Genomic DNA, 18317 nt, shown 5'->3' on the forward strand with positions numbered 1-18317 from the left:
GAGAAGCGTCGCCTCAAACGCGAGGCTAAAGCGAACCGCTCGACGAAGTGACCCTCACCGAAACCGCCTATGCCAAGATCAACCTCGCGCTGCATGTCCGTCGGCGGCGGGAGGACGGGTATCACGAGCTCGAGACCCTGTTCGCCTTCGTCGATACGGGTGATGTGCTGAGCGCCTCACCGGCGCAGCAGGACAGCGTCACGACCCTCGGTGAATTCGCACGCGGGATCGAGGACCCTTTCGACAATCTCGTCGCCAAGGCGCTCGCCGTCCTGCCACGCTCGCGGGGCCTCGCGATCACGCTTGAAAAGAACCTCCCCGTCGCGGCTGGCCTCGGCGGCGGGTCGGCTGATGCGGGGGCGGTGTTCCGCATCGTCGAGTCGCTCCACGGCCTGCCCGACGACTGGCGGGAACGCGCGGCGAAGCTCGGCGCCGACGTGCCTGCCTGCGTCCTAAGCCGCACGCATATCGGGCGCGGGACCGGGACCGAGCAGGCGAAGGTGGAGGACGACCTCGCCGGAACCCCCGTCCTCCTCGTCAATCCGCGTGTGCCGCTGTCGACCGGGCCGGTGTTCAAGGCGTGGGACGGATCAGGCCGGGGCGCGCTGCCCGAAGGCCCCGCGCGGCACATCGCCTTCGAGGGGCGCAATGACCTCGAAGCACCTGCGATTTCGCTTTGCGCGGTCATCCGAGAGGTGCTGGATGCGCTCCGCGGAACCGACCCGTGGCTCGCCCGCATGTCCGGCTCGGGCGCGACCTGTTTCGCGCTTTACGACAGCGAGGCCGAGCGCGATGCGGCCGCCGAGCGCGTCGCGGCGGACCACCCCGGCTGGTGGCAACTCAGGGGGAAGCTGAGATGATTGACGGCCAGCCCTTCCGCCATATTGGAGCGCCTAGCCCGGGCGGGATCGTCTGCGTCGCCGACCACGCCTCCAATTTCGTGCCCGAGGACATCCCCCTCGGCATCGCGCCCGAACTTCTCAAAGAACACGTCGCCATCGACATCGGTGTGGCGGGCGTTGCGACCCGGATGGCGAACCAGCACGGTATCGCCGCACACCTCGCCACGGTCAGCCGCCTCGTCTGCGACCTTCACCGCGAGGAGGACCATCCGAACGTCGTCCCCGAGGCGAGCGACGGATACGTGATTCCCGGCAATATCGGGGCCGACATCGAAAGGCGGCTAAGCCGCTTTCACCGCCCCTATCACGCCGCACTCCAAGGGTGGCTGGAAGCCGCCCAGCCTGGCCTGATCGTATCGCTGCATTCCTTTACGCCGAAGATGGCGTCCACCGACGAGGAGCGCCCGTGGGACATCTCCCTGCTGTGGAACACCGATGACCGGGCCGCGCGCCATGCGATCCGCTTTCTCGCGGACGAGGGCCTGCATGTCGGAAAGAACCAGCCCTATTCGGGCGCTGAACTGAACGCCAGCATGAACCGCCATGCCGAGGCGCATGGGCGCCCCTATTGCTTCTTCGAGATCCGCCAGGACCACATCACGACCCGCGCCCAGCAATCGCGCTGGGCCGACATGCTCGCCGATGTGGTCGGAAGGGTTGCGCTGGCGCTTTCCTGAAGGCAGGGGCTGTTGCGCAAGCAAGCCAGTGACGGGAAAGAATATGTCCGAACGCTTCGACAAGTCGAAATTGCCCAGCCGCCACGTTTCGGTCGGCCCCGAACGCGCGCCGCACCGCTCCTATTACTACGCGATGGGCATGACCGAGGAGGAGATCAACCAACCCTTCGTCGGCGTGGTGAGCGCAGGCAATGACAGCGCGCCCTGCAACACGACCCTGAACGCGCAGGCCGACATCGCGCGCGAGGGGGTGATCGCCGGGGGAGGGACGCCGCGCCGGTTCAACACCATCACCGTGACCGACGGAATCGCGATGGGCCACCAGGGGATGAAAAGCTCGCTGGTCAGCCGCGAGGTGATCGCGGATTCAGTCGAAGTTTCGGTGCGCGGCCATTGCTATGATGCGGTTGTAGGCTTTGCAGGTTGCGACAAGAGCCTGCCGGGCATGATGATGGCGATGCTGCGGCTCAACGTGCCCGCGATCTTCGTCTATGGCGGCTCGATCCTTCCAGGCACTCATCATGGCAAGGACGTAACCGTTGTCGACGTGTTCGAGGCGGTCGGCCAGCACGCCGCCGGAAACTGCCCCCTGCAGGAACTGATCGCCCTCGAGAAGGTCGCCTGTCCCGGACACGGTGCCTGCGGGGGCCAGTTCACTGCCAACACCATGGCCTGCGTCGGTGAGGCGATCGGATTGTCATTGCCGAACAGCAACATGGCGCCCGCTCCGTACAGATCGCGTGAGGAAATCGCACGCGCCGCCGGCAAACAGGTGATGTATCTGGTCGAAACGAATCTGCGCCCGCGCGATATCTGCACGCGCGCAGCCTTCATGAATGCGGCGCGGGTCGTTGCTGCCACGGGCGGTTCGACCAACGCCGCGCTCCACCTGCCCGCCATGGCCAATGAAGCGGGGATCGATTTCGACCTGTTCGATGTCGCGGAAGTATTCAAAACAATACCTTACATCGCGGACTTGAAGCCGGGTGGTAAGTATGTCGCCAAGGATATGCATGAGGCGGGCGGGGTCTACATGGCCTTGAAGACACTGCTCGACGGCGGCTTCATCGATCCCGAACCGATCACCGTCACCGGCAAGACCCTGGGTGAGAACATCGAGGAGATCACCTGGAACCCCGATCAGAAGGTGTTCTACGAAGTCTCCAACCCGATCACGCCCACCGGCGGCGTCGTCGGGCTCAAAGGCTCGCTCGCGCCCGACGGGGCGATCGTCAAGGTCGCCGGCATGGCGCGGCTTCAGTTCTCCGGCCCCGCGCGGGTGTTCGACCGCGAGGAGGATGCTTTCGCGGCCGTGGAGGCACGCGACATCGCGGAAGGCAGCGTGATCGTGATCCGCTACGAAGGGCCCAAGGGCGGCCCCGGAATGCGCGAGATGCTTTCCACCACCGCTGCGCTCTACGGGCAGGGGATGGGCGAGAAGGTCGCGCTCATCACCGACGGGCGCTTCTCGGGTGCGACGCGCGGCTTCTGCATCGGCCATGTCGGGCCGGAGGCGGCGGAATGCGGCCCCATCTCGCTGGTCGAGGACGGGGACATCATCTCCATCGACGCGGTCGCCGGCACGATCGAGCTCGAAGTCGAGGAAACGGTGCTGGAAGAACGGCGCAAGGCGTGGCAACCGCGCGAACATGATTACCAGTCGGGCACGCTCTGGCGCTATTCGCAAACCGTCGGACCGGCGCGTTACGGCGCGCTCACCCATCCGGGGGCGAAGGCGGAGAAACACTGCTTTGCGGATATCTAGCGCGGCTCTCCTCGCTTTGGGGCTCGCAGCCTGCGTGCCCGAGGCGGGCGCTCCGCAAGGCAAGACCATCGCCTGCGCGATCGGGCCGGGGGCAGAATTCGCGGACGAATGCGTGCTCGAAAGGCGGGCGTTGGAGGAGGGGCGCGAAATGCTCGTTATCCACCATCCGGGCGGCGGCTTCCGGCGCTTCGTGATGGAGCGCTCCACCCTGCTCCCGCTCGACGGGGCCGAGCCGCTAGTCATGGTCGCACTCGACGCCGCGAGCGGCATCGAGTTCACCGTCGCAGGCGACCGCTACCGCCTTCCCCCTGCGGGCGAGCCGGAATGAACGAGAGCCAGATTCTGACTGCCAGCGAAATGCAGGCTGCCGAGCAGGCGATCTTCGATAGCGGCACGAGCGTTTCGGAGCTGATGGAGATCGCCGCCGGGGGTGCTGCAGAGTGGGTCCGCCGCGTCGCCGCCGGGCGTTCGGTCACGGTCCTGTGCGGCCCCGGCAATAATGGCGGCGACGGCTATGTTATCGCGCGGCGGCTCGTCGAGGCGGGCAACCAAGTCGAGATCGTCGCCCCGATCGAGCCCAAGACCGACGCGGCACTGGCCGCGCGCAAGCGTTTCGAGGGGCCGGTCCATTCCTCGGGCCGCGATGTCCGGGCAGAGGTGCTGGTGGATTGCCTGTTCGGGACCGGACTGGCCCGGCCGCTGTCGGGCGAATTGGCGCTGCTCCTGCGCGACCTCGCCGGGCGACACCCGATGCGCGTTGCGGTCGACCTGCCTTCCGGCATTGCCAGCGACAGCGGCGAACTGCTCAACGAGAAGCTGCCGGACTACGACATCACGCTTGCGCTCGGGGCATGGAAATTCGCCCACTGGAGCCTGCCGGGCAGGGCGAGGATGGGGCGGGTCAGGCTTGTCCCCATCGGGATAGGGCCCGTCGATGGCGCAGCCCGGCTCCTTGCAAGGCCGCGAATTGATCCGCCCGAGCGCGACAGCCACAAATATCGTCGCGGGCTTTGTGCTGTGGTCGCGGGCGAAATGCCCGGGGCTGGCCTGCTGGCGACCCTCGCCGCCCAGCGTGCGGGCGCGGGCTATGTCAAGTTATTTGCCGAAACCGTCCCTGCCGCTCCTCCTCCTGACCTCGTGATCGAGACCGACACGCTGGGCGATGCGCTAGCCGATGAGCGGATCGATGCGCTCTTGTGCGGCCCCGGCCTGGGGCGCGATGAAGTAGCGGGCAGGCGGCTCATGGCGGTGCTGGGCTCCGATCTGCCGACCGTGCTCGACGCCGATGCACTCGTACTGCTGCGGCCCGCAATGCTGGGGGAACAAGTGCTCGTCATGACCCCGCATGACGGCGAGCTTGCAACTCTGTGCCAGAGCTTCGCGGTTCGCGCGGAGAGCCGCCGAGACCGGGCGCAGGCGCTCGCGCGCACGAGCGGGGCGGTGGTCGTCGCCAAGGGCCCCGATACCGTGATTGCGGCGCCCGGTGGCAGGCTGTCCCTTGCGCCGCCGTCGCCGAGCTGGCTCTCGGTCGCGGGTACGGGGGACGTGCTGGCCGGCATCCTCGCTAGCAGGCTTTCAACCGGAAGCGATCCGTTCGAGGCCGCGTGCGAGGCCGTGTGGCTGCACGGGGAGACGGCGCGGCTTTGCGGTCCTGCCTTCACCGCGCAAGAACTCGCCCGCGCCGTGCCGCGCAGCCTCGCTGCCGCGCTTGTCTCCACGAGCCTGTGAGCGGTCCCGGGGAAATCGTCCGCATCGCGGCGAGGGGAGACGGCGTTACTGCCGAAGGCCGCCATGTCGCGGGCGCGGTGCCGGGTGACAGGGTCGCAGCGGACGGTGGGGTCCTTGAGGGAGCCCATCATGTGACAGCGCCATGTCCCCATTTCGGCCCTTGCGGGGGATGCCAGCTCCAGCATGCCGACGACACGGTCCTTGCCGATTTCGTGCGTGACCGGGTGCTGGGCGCCGCCGCGAGGCAAGGCATCGAGACGCTCGAAATCCTGCCGGTCCATCTCTCGCCGCCTGCAACCCGTCGCCGGGCGAGCCTCCACGGGCTCAGAACGGCGAAAGGGGCGGTCCTCGGCTTTCGCGCGGGCGGCTCGCACCGGATTGTCGACATGAAGGCCTGCCCGGTCCTGCACGAGCAGCTGTTCGCCCTTTCCGGCCCGCTCCGGGCCTTCATCGCTGCGCATGGCGGCAAGGGCGGGATCGAGGCGCGGCTCACCCTGGCCGACCAGGGGCCCGATGTCGCGCTCACCAACGTCGCACTGGACGGCCTCGCCGCGACCGAAGCCGCGCTGGATCTCGCAAGAGAGAACGGCCTTGCGCGGCTTTCGATCGACCAGGGCTATGGCACGGAAACGATGTGGGAGCCGGAACCGGTCTCTGTGACCCTGTCGGGCATACCCGTGGACCTGCCGCCCGGCGCTTTCCTGCAGGCGACCATCGATGCGCAAGAGCGCATGGCTTCGGATGCAATCGCATGGATCGGCGATGCTTCAGTCGTCGCCGATCTCTTCGCCGGGCTCGGCACTTTCGCCTTCGGTCTGCTCACGGCCGGACCGGCGAAGCGAAAAGTCCTGGGTGTCGAAGCCGACCGTGCCGCGCACCTCGCCTTCAAGGCCGCCGGAGCGCGAACCGGGGGGCGTGCGCTCGCCTTGCACCGCGATCTTTTCCGCGCGCCGCTTCAGCCGAGCGAACTTGCGCGCTTCGATGCCGTGTTGCTCGACCCTCCGCGAGCCGGAGCGAAGGCGCAGGTCGCCGAAATCGCGGCGAGCGAGCTGGCCCGGGTCCTCTATGTCAGCTGCAATCCGGCAAGCTGGGCGCGCGATGCCGCGCGGCTTGTCGAAAACGGCTTTCGCTGCACGAAACTGCGGCCGGTGGGCCAGTTCCGCTGGTCGACCCACGTCGAACTGGTCAGCCTGTTCGAGCGCGCCTGAGGGTCACGCTCTGAGCGCAGCGAGGATTTGCGCGTCGAGCCACTCCCGGTGCTCCGCCCGGTCATAAGCATGGCCCGCGCCCTCGCAGCGGGCGATCCGGCTGTCGGGGCCCCAGCTTTCCTCGAAGACCTGCGCGGTGCGGTCCGCAGTGGCGAGCAGGATGTGCACCGGGCCATCATAGTCTGCCAGGCCTGCGCGCATTTCCTCCGCAAGGCTTGAAGGCGCGGGGGCGGGAGCGAGCGATTTGATAAGGCCCCGGCCCAGTTTCCCGAGGTCCACCCCGCCGCGCAGCAGGCGCGCCACCTCGCGGGGATTGGTGAGCTTTTCGGCATAGCGCGCTCGGATGGCGGAAGCCGGCGGCGTGGGATCCTTCTCGCCGCCATCCTCCTCGATCGTCCAGGGGTTGGAAAGGACCAGAGCGTCGAGCCCCGCTCCTTTCGTCAGCATCAGCGCCGAGGCCGCGTCGCAATTGCCAAAGCCAACCACCCGGTCGACCTGCGGGGCAATCGCGCGGAAAGCTTCCAATGCCGCGGCGATGTCGCGCCGCGCATGGCGAAAGCCGCGATTCTCGCCCTCGCTGTCGCCGATCCCGCGCCGGTCGAAGCGAAACACCGGAAAGCCCGCCCGCGCGATCCGCGAGGCCAGCAGCGACTGGCCGGAAAAGGCACCCGCGCGGACTTCGTTGCCGCCGCTCACGATCAGAAGCCCGGTGGTGCCGGGGGCCGTGTCGAGCGTGCCCGCAAGTTTGAGGCTGCCGCACCCGAAATCGAGCGGGAGCCGGGTCATGCCTCGCCCTCTGTGGATCGTCCTTCGCCAAGCGAATCAGCGATGATCCGTGCCAGTGCCTCGGCCTGCGCCTGATCGTGATCGGGCTCTGCGCGCAGCCACAGGCCGGGCCCGCCGAGCGCGGACTGGGCGATGTCCTGCCGGATCTGCGAGGCCCCGGCCTCGGCCTCGGCGAATTCGGCGAAGAAGGTGGCGCCCAGCGGCCAGCCGGCAAGGACGAGCCCGTCGCGCCGCCCCCTGTCCATCAGCTCTTCCCGGCTTTCCTCGCGCCCGTCCTCGCGCGCGGCGAGGGTGCGTGCCCGGATCATCCCGCGCAATTGTTTCGGCCCACTCTGCGCGGCGTAGCGCCAGCCGGGAAGGTCCGCAGGCGCGATGAGCGCGCCCGAACGGATCGCGAGCACATGGGTCGCGGTGAAAGCCTCGCAGGCCGCTCGCGCCGCCGCGCGCCAGGCCGTCAAGGTCTGTTTGTCGAGTGGAACGAGGCTTTCATTGCAGCCCGGAAGGTCGGGCAGGAAGCAGTCGATCCCCGCCTCGTCGAGCAGCCGCATGGCCGCCACGGTAAGGCGGCGCAGCTTGTTCGCCTCGTCGAACCATGCCGGTAGGACCAGCACCCGGCATTGTCGGGACCGGTCGAAGGAAACGAGCAATTCCTCGGCTGTCTGTCCGTGTTCGAGCGGTGCTGTCCAGGTGCCGATCAAGCGCTGGCTCCCGTCCGTCTGTGCAGTAACGGGAATCAGCTTTCGGCGAGCTTGGTTTCGGCGAAGCCGAGAAGCCCGCCATAGGTTTCGAGCATCTCGCCATCGACATCGTCATCCTCGATGACGATTTCAAGCCGGTCCTCCATCTCGGTGAGAAGGCCCGCCACCGCCATGGAATCGAGTTCTGGCAAATGGCCGAAGAGGCCCGAATCCGGCCCCATCGCCTCTGCCTGCGCCGCGTCGATTCCCAGCACGTCGGCGATTATCGACTTCAATTCACGGTCGATTGCGGCGCGGTCCATTCCCGTTCCCGTCTGGCTGTTTCCGCCTTCGGCGGCGGTCTTGATGGCCGGAGTCGTGCTCATGGCTTTCGGATTCCCCGTTCGGACCCGCGCGCAAGGTTGCGAAAGGCGCGGCCTGTTCTTGGAGCGCGGCCTTAGCCAGCGAGCGGCGCGGGCGCAAGTTCCGGCACGTCCGGTTCGCTGAGCCGCCGCCCGGCCAGGCGGGCCAGATCGATCCAGGCGCGGGCGCGTCCCATGGCGAGACAGTCGATCCGGTAGCGCGGGCGTATCTCCTCCATCCAGTCGGCCTTATAGGGCTGGTCGCCCGTGCCGAAATCGATTGTCCCCACCCGGTCCCGGTCGATGACATGTTCGAATAGGGCGGCGGTGAGCGTCGTACCGGCCGAGAGTTGCCGATGGCTTTCTCGATGCGCTAGCTTGTGGATGAAGGCGGTCCCGCCCTCGACCGTCCAGCACTGCGCCGCGACCGGCTCGCCTTGGTGCCAGGCCATGCCGAAACGCAGACGGCCTGCCGCGCCCTCGGCCTGAGCGAAGCTGCGCAGCATGGCGGGGAAGTCCTCTTCGGGTTTCCAGCTTTCTGCATAGATGTCTTCGTATGCGGCCCACAATTGAGGGTCGAAGCTTTCCAGGATGCGGGTCTCGACCTTCTTCGCCTTGCGCTTTAGCGTCGTGCGCATACGCCCGGGCCTATCCGCCCAGTATTCGGCGAAACTGCGCCCGCGCAGATGCAACACGTGATTTATGTCGCAGAGCGTGACCTCGACCCGCCAGCCGGCGGCGCGGAAGGCGCGGGCAAGGCGGGATGCCGACCCGTCCTCCTCGGGAACGGGGGCGAGCGTCACGCGGTGGCCCCTCGTCTTGAGCTGGCGGGCGATTTCGGCCAGCAAACGGTCTCCGCGTTCGCCGGGAGGGGCGAGCTGGCGCCAAGTGAAGCTGTACCAGTTGCGCAAGGGGGCGATCCGTCCATGGGTCTCGGTGAGGGCGAGCGCCGCATGCGCGTCACCGTCCTGCGCCATCGCGACAAGCGGGACGAGGCCCGTTTCGGCCAGCAGCGCGTACCATTCGGCGCGATCGAACGGTGCGGGCGCGGCATGGCCATCGCCGCATGCGAGACCGCTGAGCGCGTTAACGCTATCGTGACAGGTCGATACGATCATTATACCTCGCTTTCGAACACTCCCGAACCGTTCCGCCCTCCGACGACGCAGAAAGACCGATGCCCAGCCCTTCGCCCGCCGCGATCGCCGAGAAAGCCTGCCGCGAGCCCGATTCCGCGCCCCGTCCGATCGATCACCTTGCGGTGCTCGCTGCGGAACGCGGGCGGGGCGGGGACATCGCGCTCGAGCTTCGTTCGGGGTTTATGGATCACGATGCGTTAAACTTGCGTGTTGACGAAATCGCCGCTTGGCTCGCACGCGAAGTGCCGGACAGGGGCGCGCGGGTGGCTAGCTGGGCCGCCAAGGGAGAGCTGACCTGTCTCATGCCCCTTGCCGCCGCGCGCGCGGGGTTGGTCCATGTGCCGATCAACCCGCTTTTGAAGCGGATGCAGGTCGCGCATATCCTCGCAGACAGCGGCGCGCGGCTGCTGGTGGGGACGGCATCGCGGCTCGCCGGGCTCGAGCAAGGCGACGTACCCCCGGCCTGCCGCGTGGTCGAGGAGGATGTGGCGTTGACGCAGGCGAGCAGGGCCGGGCGGGGCCCGGGACCTTCCAAGGCCGATCCCGATGCGCTGGCCGCCATCCTGTACACCAGCGGTTCGACCGGCCGGCCCAAAGGGGTGATGTTGAGCCATGCCAATATGTGGCTCGGCGCGGTTTCGGTCGCGCATTACCTGCACCTGGCCCCGGATGACGTGACGCTGGCTGTGCTGCCGCTGAGCTTCGATTACGGGCAGAACCAGCTTTTTTCGACGTGGTATGCCGGCGGACGCGTCGTGCCGCTCGATTTCCTGTTCCCGCGCGACGTTGCCAAGGCCTGTGCGCGGCACGGCGTCACAACACTCGCGGCGGTTCCGCCGCTCTGGGTCCAGCTGACCGAGCTCGAATGGAAGCCGGAAGAAAGCGCCCCGCTGCGCCGGTTGACCAATAGCGGCGGCGCGCTGACGGTTGAGCTAGTACAATCACTCCGAGGGATTTTCGGACAGGCCGAGCTTTACCCGATGTATGGTCTGACCGAGGCGTTCCGATCAACTTATCTCAGCCCCGAATTGGTTGAAAAGCACCCGACATCAATGGGTAAGGCGATACCTTTTGCAGAGATTCTCGTTATCGGCGACGACGGTGAAGAGGCCGCGCCGGGCGAGGAGGGCGAACTCGTCCATTGCGGGCCGCTGGTGGCGCAGGGCTATTGGCAGGACCCCGAGCGGACCGCCGAGCGCTTCCGTCCCGCACCTGCATGTTCGCATTACGGTGGCACCGCCGTATGGTCGGGCGACCGCGTCCGGCGCGATGCGGAAGGCCTGCTGCATTTCGTCGGTCGGCGCGATGCCATGATCAAGAGTGCGGGCAACCGCATCAGCCCGCAGGAGGTCGAGGACGCCGCGCTCGCCACCGGCCTCGCTTCAGAGGCGGTCGCGCTCGGCCTGGCCGATCCGCGGCTCGGCCAGGCGGTGCATCTGGTGGTGCGCGGGCCCGGCGATGCCGATGCGCTTGCCAGGGCGCTCAAGGCGGTGCTGCCCAATTTCATGCAGCCGCAACCCCGGCACATCCACTGGCGCGAGGCGCTGCCTCTCAATCCCAACGGCAAGATCGACCGCACCGCGATCGCCGCCGAACTTGCGAAAGCGCAGCAATGAAGCCCGTCGGCCCGATCCCGCCCGGCTACGGCACGCTGGAAGGCGAACTCGCCATTGGCGGGCGCACGGCAAGCGCGCTGGTCGAAGAGGCGGGCGGCACGCCGCTCTTCGTCTATTCGCGCGCATTGCTGGACAAGCGCGTCGCCGACCTGCGCGCCGCGCTCCCGGAGCGCATCGGGGTCAATTACGCGGTCAAGGCCAACCCGCTGCCTGCCGTCGTCGTCCACATGGAGCCTCTGGTCGATGGGTTCGACATCGCCTCGGCGGGCGAACTGGCGATCCTGCAGGACGCCGGAATAGACCCTGCGCGCATCAGCTTTGCCGGCCCCGGCAAGCGCGAGGAGGAGCTGGAAGCCGCGATCGCCGCCGGCGTGACGCTCAATTGCGAATCCGCGGGCGAAGCGGCGCGTTCGCTCGCGATCGGCGAGCGGCTGGGGCAGCGCCCGCGCATCGCGATCCGCGTCAATCCGAGTTTCGAGCTCAAGGGCTCGGGGATGAAGATGGGCGGCGGTGCCAAGCAATTCGGGGTCGATGCCGACAAGGTCCCCGCACTGGCCCGCGACGTGATTGGACAGGGAGCCGAATGGCGCGGGCTGCACATCTTCACCGGCAGCCAGGCGCTGAGTGCGGAAGCGATCGCAGAAACGCAAGCCAACGTGTTGAATCTGGCTGCGGAACTCGCTGAGCAAATCGGCCACGGCCTGCCCAAGCTGAACATGGGCGGCGGTTTTGGCATTCCCTATTTCCCCGGCGACGAAGCGCTCGATCTCGCCGCCGTGGGCAAGGCGCTGGCCGAGCGCGTCGCCAACCTGCCGCCCGCGCTTGCCGAAACCGAGCTGTGCCTCGAACTCGGGCGCTATCTCGCTGGCGAAGCGGGGGTTTATCTGTGTCGCATCGTCGATCGCAAGGAGAGCCACGGGACGACCTATCTCGTCACCGATGGAGGCCTGCATCACCAGCTCGCCGCCTCGGGCAATTTCGGCACCGTGGTGCGTCGCAATTACCCCTCTGCGATAGCCACCCGCTTCGCCGGGGAACCGAGCGAGGAGGTCAATATCGTGGGCTGCCTGTGCACCCCGCTCGACCGGCTCGCCGACCAGGCGATGATGCCGCGCGCGGATGTGGGGGATGTCGTCGCCGTGTTCTGTGCCGGGGCTTATGGCGCGACCGCTTCGCCGTCCGCCTTCCTCGGCCATGGCCCGGCGCGCGAAATGCTGGTCTGAACGCGGCTCGCCGCAGGGCGGGCAGGCCTTCGCGTTAACCTCTCGCCATGCGCTGTCCCAAGGCGGGATGGGACTTGGATTGCGGGCTTATTCCTAACACTCTCTTCACCATTTTCAGGCACATCGGACGTTGGAATTCCGCGGGGCCGGGTCGGGCAGGTCGCTCCTGCCGGCACGTGCCGCCCCCGCGCATGCTTGGTCCAAGGATAGGTAACGATGTTCAGAACGCCGCTTTCCCTTCCCCATATCGCCCGCCGCGCCGCGCGATTCGTGGCCGCGTTCGCGCTGCCGCTGGGGCTCGCCGCCTGCGCGGGCGGTCCCGAACTGCCGCCTGCGACCTACACCGCCGCAGCAGAACAGCCCTCGGAAGAATATCGCATCGGCCCGCTCGACGACATCACGATCCATGTCTGGCGCAATCCGGAACTGAGCGCGGAGAAGGTCAAGGTCCGCCCCGACGGCCGCCTCACGATCCCGCTCGTGCAGGACATCCCGGCGGTGGGCAAGACCGCGACCGAGCTGCAGGATTACATTGCGGGCGAACTCGCCAAATATATCGAGCAGCCCATCGTTTCGGTGATCGTCAACACGCCCGGCGGCACCTACGACCAGCGTGTGCGCGTGGTCGGTTCGACCGAACAGCCCGCCTCGCTGCCTTACCAGGCCAACATGACCGTGCTCGACGCGATGATCGCGGTCGGCGGCCTGGGCGAATTTGCCAGCGGCAACCGTGCCAAGCTGATCCGGCTCGACCGGGAAAGCGGCACGCAGAAGGAATATCGCCTGCGTCTCGCGGACCTGCTCAAGCGCGGCGATGCCAGCGCCAACGTGATGCTTTCGCCCGGCGATACGATCATCATCCCGGAGAGTCGCTTCTAAGGGGGCGCGGCACGGATGGACGAACTCTTCGACGAGGTGCGCGCGGCGCTCTGGTCGGTCTGGCACCGGCGCTGGATCGCGATTGCGGTCGCCTGGGGGGTGTGCCTCCTGGGCTGGCTGGTGGTCGCGTTGATCCCCAATTCCTATGAATCCAAAGCGCGGATCTACGTCGATGTCGAGGATGTCCTGTCCGAACAGCTGGGCATTGCAGGCGACGGACGCGAAGAGATCCTCAAGGTTCGCCAGACGCTGGCGAGCAATGTCAATCTCGAACGGGTGATCAAGGCGACCCGGCTCGGCGAGGGGATCTCGACCCGCGGCGAGATGGACAACGCCATTGCCGACCTTTCGAAGAAGGTCGCGGTCCGCAGCGAAGAGGACAACCTTTTCGCCATCGCCGCGACCGTCGGCAAGGACGACCTGACCGATGCTGAAAACGCGGTCCTTGCGCGCAATGTGGTGCAGAAGCTGCTCGACATCTTCCGCGAGGAGCACATTGCCGGCAACCGGGCGGGAATCGACCAGGCGCTGGCCGAACTGGATTCCCAACTCGAGGAGCGCAAGGCCGAACTCGAGGCGGCGGAGGAACGGCGGCTGTCCTTCGAGGCGCAATATCCCGAATTGATCGGCGGCTCGCAGACCCTTTCGAGCAAGGTCCAGCAGGCGCGCACCGAATTGCGCGATATCGAGGCCGACCTCGCCGCCGCGCAGAGCGCCCTGGCCGCGATCGAAGGCCAGCTTTCCGGCACGCCGCGCACGATCATCGGCCCCGGGAATACCGGTGGCCCGCGCGGCGCGCTGATGCAGGCGCAGGCGCAGCTGGCCGAACTGCGTTCGCGCGGGCTCACCGACGAGCATCCGGACGTGGTCGCGACGAAGCGGCAGGTGGACCTGCTCGCCCGGCAGGCGGCCGCTGCCGGGCCGGACGACGCGCGCGGCACCCCGAACCCGGCCTATACCTCGCTGATCGCGATCCGCGCCGACCGGCAGGCGGCGGTGGAATCGCTGCAGGCGCGGCGGGCGGCGCTGCAATCGACTCTCGCTTCGCTGATGGCGAGCCAGGCGAGCGAACCGGCCATCGCCGCCGAGGCGAACCGGATCAGTCGCGATTACGACGTGCTGCGCAAGAATTACGAGGACCTGCTCCAGAACCGCGAGGAAATCCGCACGCGCGGCGACGTGGTGGACGAGACCAGCCAGTACAAGTTCGACCTGATCGACCCGCCGGTCGTCCCGCAAAAACCCGCCGCGCCCAATCGCCCGGTGCTCTTGCTGGGCGTGCTGGTGGTCGGCCTCGGCGCGGGCGCGGGGGTCGCCTGGGCGCTGGGCCAGCTGCGCTCGGGCTTTGCGACGCCGCAGAAGCTTGAACGCGCCTTCGACCTGCCTGTGATCGGGGCGATCTCGCTGACCCTGTCGGATGCAGCGAAGGCACTCGAGCGGCGGCGATTGAAGCAGTTCGCGGGCGCCTGCGCCGGGCTAGGTGCGATTTTCGTCATCCTGCTTGCGATCGAGGTCGTCTCGGTCGGGACCGTGGCGTGAGGAGGGGCGCATGACCGAGCATAGCAGGATCACGCCGCCGGGCGGAATGCCCGGAAAGAGGCCGGACAAGGCCAAACGTCGCTCGCTGTTCGAGCGAGCCGACGATGCGTTCGGGCAGGGGCTCGGCCCGGCGGACGTGCCGCGTGACCTGCCGCAGGCTCCGCGCCGACCGCAGCCGCAGGAGACGCCCCCGGCCGGAAAGCCCGCGAGCGAAAAGGCGACGAGCGAAACACCCATCGCCCCGGCGGAGGGCCGAGTGCCTTCGCACCAAGCCGCGCGGGTCGCGCTTTCGGGTCCGCCCCAGGTGGTGGACCGCACAAGGCTGGGCAGCGAGGGCCTGATCGTCCCCGAGGACCCGGCCACCGGCCAGCTCGAGGAATTCCGCATCGTCAAGCGCGAACTGCTCGCCGAGGCGCGCATCGGGGGCGACGACCTCGCGCGGCGCATCCTCGTCTGCTCGCCGCATCCGGGCGAGGGCAAGACCTATTGCGCCACCAATCTTGCCATCGCGATGGCCGCCGAGCGGAACATCGAGGTGGTGCTGGTCGATGCCGACGTGGTGAAGCCCTCGGTCGCTCAGCGCCTCGGTATCGAGGGCGGGACCGGGCTGATGGACGTGCTTGCCGATCCCGCGATACGCCCCGAAAGCTGCGTCATCCGCACTGATATCGAGGGTCTCTTCGTCCTTCCCGCGGGCAGCCCCAATGTGCGCGATGCAGAGTATCTTTCCAGCGCGCGGACAGGCGAGGTTTTCGACCGGCTTACGCGCGGGGCACCGAACAGGGTGCTGATCTTCGACACGCCGCCGGCGCTTTCCGCTTCGCCGGCCGCCGAGCTTGCAGCCCATGTCGGGCAGGCGGTGCTGGTCGCACGCGCCGACGAAACGGGGCGCGCAGCACTCGAGGATGCGCGCCAGCTGCTGTCGGCCTGCGCGGACATCAAGCTTCTCCTCAACGCCGCGCGCTACAGTCCCTCGGGCCGTCGTTTCGGCGATTACGGCAAGGGGAGGGACTAGACCCATGCCTCGCACCGCCCATCGTCTTTCCGCGCTCGCCGCAGTTGCGGCGCTCATCTCGGCTCTTCCGGCCAACGCCCAGGACAGCCGCCAGAATTCGGGCGACGGCCGTACGGTCTTGCAGCCCTATATCGAGGTCAGCCAGGTTCTCTCGGCCGAACTCACGCCGGGCGACGACGTGCTGACTTTCACTCAGGTCGCCGCCGGGGTCGATGCCAACCGGCAGGGCCGCAATTCCGGCGTCTCGGTCTCGCTGCGCTATGAACGCAATATCGTCTGGGGCGACGACCAGGTCGACAGCGATACGCTGAGCGGGGTCGCACGCGGTTATCTTGGGATCATCCCGCGCGCGCTCACGCTCGAGGCTGGGGGGCTTGCGAGCCGCACCCGCGTCGATGGCGGAGGGGGCGTGTCGAGCAACCCGCTGGTGCGCGAGGACGCGGAAAGCCAGACCTATTCCATCTATGCCGGCCCCACGCTTGCGACCAATGTCGGTGCGGTCGCGATCAACGGTTTCGCGCGGGTCGGCTACAACCGGTTCGAGATCTCGGATGCAGTGTCCGACAGCGCCGGCAATCCGATCGACGTGTTCGACGACAGCGTGACCTATAACGGGCGCATCACCGCTTCGACCCGGTCGGGCGATCCGCTGCCCGTGGGGCTCGCGGTGACCGGCGGCATCTTCCAGGAGGACATCTCCAATCTCGACCAGCGCGTGCGCGACGCTTTCGTGCGCGCCGATATCACCGTTCCCGTCACACCTTCGCTCGCGATCGTCGGCGGGGTCGGGTATGAGGATGTCGAGGTTTCGAGCCGCGACGCGCTGCGCGATGCCAATGGCGATCCGGTCCTTGGGGCCGACGGCCGGCTCGTCACCGACAGCGCGAGCCCCCGGCTCATCGCGTTCGACGTGGACGGCCTGCTCTGGGATGTCGGCGTGCTGTGGCGTCCCAGCTCGCGCACCTCGCTCGAGGCGCGGGTCGGGGAACGTTACGATTCAACCACCTATTACGGTAACTTCACATATCAGCCCGATTCGCGCAGCGCGCTTGCCATCACCGCCTATGACGGCGTGAGCGGTTTCGGCGGGGTGCTCAACAACGCACTGGCGGGCCTTTCGAGCGATTTCACCGCCTTCCGCAATCCCGTGACCGGCGATTTCGGCGGCCTCGTCAGCGGGTCGGAAGGGCCCGGCACGCTCGGCGCGCTCGGCTCGGTGCGCTCGGCCGCGTTCCGCGGGCGCGGCGTGCGGGCAAGCTACCAGCGCACGATCGGTCGGCTCGATGCCGCGATCGCCGCAGGCTATGACCGGCGCACTTTCATCGCCGCGGCCGGGACCCCGCTCGCGGCGGCGGACGGGCTGACCGATGAAAGCTATTATGTCACCGGCGCGCTTTCACGCCAGCTCGGTCGGCGAGCGGTCCTCTCGCTCAATGCCTATGGCAACTGGTTCGAGAGCGCCACCGATGGCGGCGACGTCACCGCCTTCGGCGCCTCGGCCTCCTACAATCGCTCGCTGACCCAGCGCCTGTCGGCGCGCGCTGCGGTGGCGGTCGATTATTTCGACAGCCAGTTCAGCGCCGAGGATTTCGCCTTTGCGACCGCGCTGCTCGGCCTGCGCTACGATTTCTGATTTCGGAGCCAAAGCAATGTACGAGAAATTCTACGGCTTCACCGCAAGGCCCTTCCAACTCACGCCGGACCCGCAATTCTGGTTCGAGAGCGTCACGCACCGCAAGGCGATGAGCTATCTCGGTTACGGGATGAACCAGGGTGAGGGATTCATCGTCATCACCGGCGAAGTCGGCGCGGGCAAGTCGACTCTGGTCGCCCACCTGATGGAGCGGATCGACCGCGAGGCGCTCACGGTCGCGCAGGTCGTGACTTCCTCGCTCGACGGGGAGGAAATCATCCATGTCGTTGCCCAGGCTTTCGGCCTTGCGGTCGAAGGGCACGACAAGGCCGGCGCGCTGGGCGCGATCGAGCGTTTCCTGCAGGACGAGGCGCGCGCGGGGCGGCGCTGCATGCTGGTGGTCGACGAATGCCAGAACCTCGCGCTCGAGGCGCTCGAGGAATTGCGCATGCTGTCCAATTTCCAGCTCGGCTCGCACCCGCTGCTGCAGAGCCTGCTGCTCGGCCAGCCCGAATTCCGCCGGACGCTTGCGCATCACCCCGGGCTCGACCAGTTGCGCCAGCGGATCATCGCCTCGCATCATCTCGAGGCTCTGGGCGAAGAGGAAATCGAGGCCTATGTGACCCACCGCCTCGCCCATGTCGGCTGGGACGGTCGCCCGGCTCTGGCCGATGGCCTGATGCAGGCGCTCTACCGCGCGTCCGAGGGCATTCCGCGCCGGATCAACCAATTGATGAACCGTCTCCTGCTGCTGGGCGCAATCGAGGAGGAGGAGACGCTCACGCCTGTCATGCTCGCCTCGGTGGTCGATGAAATGGCGGGCGACGAACAGCGCGGTGCGCTCCGCAAGCAAGAGACAGGAGCTGCCAGCCCGGCCGCTCCCTCGGTCCAAGAGCGAAAGGCGGAGATGATGCCAAGCGAGGACATGGCCTCGCTCCTGGCACAGCGCGATGCCCGCACCGCCCAACTTGAAGCGGCGATCCTCGAATTGCAGGCCGCGGGTGCGGCCGCTCCCGAGGACACGCGCGGTGGCGATGTCGACCCGGCGCTCGCCGAGACGATCCGGCGGCTCGAAGCGCGGCTCGAGGAGCAGGAACAATCCCTGCGCCACGTGCTGACCATGCTGATCGAATGGTTCGAGGACGATATCGGGCGAGAGGCAGCCTGA

17 protein-coding genes are annotated in these 18317 nt (G+C 67.5%); 13 read left to right on the forward strand and 4 right to left on the reverse strand.

Going from position 1 to position 18317, the window contains the following annotated elements:
- Positions 1-47: 47 nt before the first annotated feature.
- Genes RIB52_RS13505 through RIB52_RS13530 form a run of 6 tightly spaced genes read left to right on the forward strand, consistent with a single transcriptional unit; the run spans position 48 to position 6280 of the window.
- Positions 48-860: a 4-(cytidine 5'-diphospho)-2-C-methyl-D-erythritol kinase gene (locus tag RIB52_RS13505; RefSeq protein ID WP_350176400.1), complete on the forward strand. Its 813-nt coding sequence runs from the start codon at positions 48-50 to the stop codon at positions 858-860.
- Positions 857-1579, forward strand: a complete 723-nt coding sequence (locus RIB52_RS13510; RefSeq protein ID WP_350176402.1) for an N-formylglutamate amidohydrolase — start codon at positions 857-859, stop codon at positions 1577-1579. The genes RIB52_RS13505 and RIB52_RS13510 overlap by 4 nt, the downstream gene beginning before the upstream one ends.
- A gap of 43 nt (positions 1580-1622) precedes the next feature.
- Positions 1623-3344 (forward strand): dihydroxy-acid dehydratase, encoded by a 1722-nt coding sequence (ilvD, locus tag RIB52_RS13515; RefSeq protein ID WP_350176575.1) that lies wholly within the window; start codon positions 1623-1625, stop codon positions 3342-3344.
- A 34-nt stretch (positions 3345-3378) separates the two neighbouring features.
- A complete protein-coding gene (locus RIB52_RS13520; protein WP_350176404.1) occupies positions 3379-3672 on the forward strand; it encodes a hypothetical protein in 294 nt (97 codons plus the stop codon).
- The gene (locus RIB52_RS13525) at positions 3669-5072 is read left to right on the forward strand and encodes an NAD(P)H-hydrate dehydratase (RefSeq protein ID WP_350176406.1); all 1404 of its coding nucleotides are present in this window, start codon (positions 3669-3671) and stop codon (positions 5070-5072) included. The genes RIB52_RS13520 and RIB52_RS13525 overlap by 4 nt, the downstream gene beginning before the upstream one ends.
- A complete protein-coding gene (locus RIB52_RS13530; protein ID WP_350176408.1) occupies positions 5069-6280 on the forward strand; it encodes a class I SAM-dependent RNA methyltransferase in 1212 nt (403 codons plus the stop codon). Before RIB52_RS13525 ends, RIB52_RS13530 begins: the two co-directional genes overlap by 4 nt.
- A gap of 3 nt (positions 6281-6283) precedes the next feature.
- Here RIB52_RS13530 and RIB52_RS13535 read toward each other — a convergent pair whose 3' ends face one another.
- The 4 genes from RIB52_RS13535 to RIB52_RS13550 all read right to left on the reverse strand — a co-directional run bounded on the left by RIB52_RS13535 (position 6284) and on the right by RIB52_RS13550 (position 9223).
- Entirely contained in the window at positions 6284-7066 is a 783-nt protein-coding gene (locus RIB52_RS13535; RefSeq protein ID WP_350176410.1) for a hydrolase 1, exosortase A system-associated, read from the reverse strand.
- Complete coding sequence (locus RIB52_RS13540) at positions 7063-7764, reverse strand: alpha/beta hydrolase family protein (protein ID WP_350176411.1); 702 nt, start codon at positions 7762-7764, stop codon at positions 7063-7065. The genes RIB52_RS13535 and RIB52_RS13540 overlap by 4 nt, the downstream gene beginning before the upstream one ends.
- Before the next feature lie 35 nt (positions 7765-7799).
- Positions 7800-8129 carry an acyl carrier protein gene (locus tag RIB52_RS13545; RefSeq protein WP_502879548.1) on the reverse strand — a complete coding sequence of 110 codons (330 nt, stop codon included), beginning with the start codon at positions 8127-8129 and terminating at the stop codon, positions 7800-7802.
- 71 nt (positions 8130-8200) lie between these two features.
- A complete protein-coding gene (locus RIB52_RS13550) occupies positions 8201-9223 on the reverse strand; it encodes a GNAT family N-acetyltransferase (protein ID WP_350176413.1) in 1023 nt (340 codons plus the stop codon).
- A gap of 59 nt (positions 9224-9282) precedes the next feature.
- Between RIB52_RS13550 and RIB52_RS13555 the strand changes: the two genes are divergently transcribed.
- From RIB52_RS13555 to RIB52_RS13585, 7 genes are all read left to right on the forward strand, one after another.
- Positions 9283-10860: an acyl-CoA ligase (AMP-forming), exosortase A system-associated gene (locus tag RIB52_RS13555; RefSeq protein WP_350176415.1), complete on the forward strand. Its 1578-nt coding sequence runs from the start codon at positions 9283-9285 to the stop codon at positions 10858-10860.
- Positions 10857-12083 (forward strand): pyridoxal-dependent decarboxylase, exosortase A system-associated, encoded by a 1227-nt coding sequence (locus RIB52_RS13560; protein WP_350176417.1) that lies wholly within the window; start codon positions 10857-10859, stop codon positions 12081-12083. The genes RIB52_RS13555 and RIB52_RS13560 overlap by 4 nt, the downstream gene beginning before the upstream one ends.
- Positions 12084-12299: 216 nt before the next feature.
- A complete protein-coding gene (locus tag RIB52_RS13565) occupies positions 12300-12962 on the forward strand; it encodes an XrtA/PEP-CTERM system exopolysaccharide export protein (protein ID WP_350176419.1) in 663 nt (220 codons plus the stop codon).
- A gap of 15 nt (positions 12963-12977) precedes the next feature.
- Positions 12978-14501 carry an XrtA system polysaccharide chain length determinant gene (locus tag RIB52_RS13570; protein ID WP_350176421.1) on the forward strand — a complete coding sequence of 508 codons (1524 nt, stop codon included), beginning with the start codon at positions 12978-12980 and terminating at the stop codon, positions 14499-14501.
- Between the two features lie 10 nt (positions 14502-14511).
- Complete coding sequence (locus RIB52_RS13575) at positions 14512-15516, forward strand: P-loop NTPase (protein WP_350176423.1); 1005 nt, start codon at positions 14512-14514, stop codon at positions 15514-15516.
- Between the two features lie 4 nt (positions 15517-15520).
- On the forward strand, positions 15521-17149 hold the full coding sequence (locus RIB52_RS13580) for a porin family protein (RefSeq protein WP_350176425.1): 1629 nt from the start codon (positions 15521-15523) through the stop codon (positions 17147-17149).
- Between the two features lie 16 nt (positions 17150-17165).
- Entirely contained in the window at positions 17166-18317 is a 1152-nt protein-coding gene (locus RIB52_RS13585) for an XrtA/PEP-CTERM system-associated ATPase (protein WP_350176427.1), read from the forward strand.

It is taken from the genome of Erythrobacter sp. (assembly GCF_040217515.1).
Taxonomy (GTDB): Bacteria; Pseudomonadota; Alphaproteobacteria; order Sphingomonadales; family Sphingomonadaceae; genus Erythrobacter.

Coding starts and splice junctions, on each gene's coding strand:
- RIB52_RS13510 (WP_350176402.1), top strand. CDS start 857: ATGATTGACGGCCAGCCCTTCCGCCATATTGGAGCGCCTAGCCCGGGC.
- ilvD (WP_350176575.1), top strand. CDS start 1,623: ATGTCCGAACGCTTCGACAAGTCGAAATTGCCCAGCCGCCACGTTTCG.
- RIB52_RS13525 (WP_350176406.1), top strand. CDS start 3,669: ATGAACGAGAGCCAGATTCTGACTGCCAGCGAAATGCAGGCTGCCGAG.
- RIB52_RS13535 (WP_350176410.1), bottom strand. CDS start 7,066: ATGACCCGGCTCCCGCTCGATTTCGGGTGCGGCAGCCTCAAACTTGCG.
- RIB52_RS13545 (WP_502879548.1), bottom strand. CDS start 8,129: ATGAGCACGACTCCGGCCATCAAGACCGCCGCCGAAGGCGGAAACAGC.
- RIB52_RS13550 (WP_350176413.1), bottom strand. CDS start 9,223: ATGATCGTATCGACCTGTCACGATAGCGTTAACGCGCTCAGCGGTCTC.
- RIB52_RS13555 (WP_350176415.1), top strand. CDS start 9,283: ATGCCCAGCCCTTCGCCCGCCGCGATCGCCGAGAAAGCCTGCCGCGAG.
- RIB52_RS13560 (WP_350176417.1), top strand. CDS start 10,857: ATGAAGCCCGTCGGCCCGATCCCGCCCGGCTACGGCACGCTGGAAGGC.
- RIB52_RS13565 (WP_350176419.1), top strand. CDS start 12,300: ATGTTCAGAACGCCGCTTTCCCTTCCCCATATCGCCCGCCGCGCCGCG.
- RIB52_RS13570 (WP_350176421.1), top strand. CDS start 12,978: ATGGACGAACTCTTCGACGAGGTGCGCGCGGCGCTCTGGTCGGTCTGG.
- RIB52_RS13575 (WP_350176423.1), top strand. CDS start 14,512: ATGACCGAGCATAGCAGGATCACGCCGCCGGGCGGAATGCCCGGAAAG.
- RIB52_RS13580 (WP_350176425.1), top strand. CDS start 15,521: ATGCCTCGCACCGCCCATCGTCTTTCCGCGCTCGCCGCAGTTGCGGCG.
- RIB52_RS13585 (WP_350176427.1), top strand. CDS start 17,166: ATGTACGAGAAATTCTACGGCTTCACCGCAAGGCCCTTCCAACTCACG.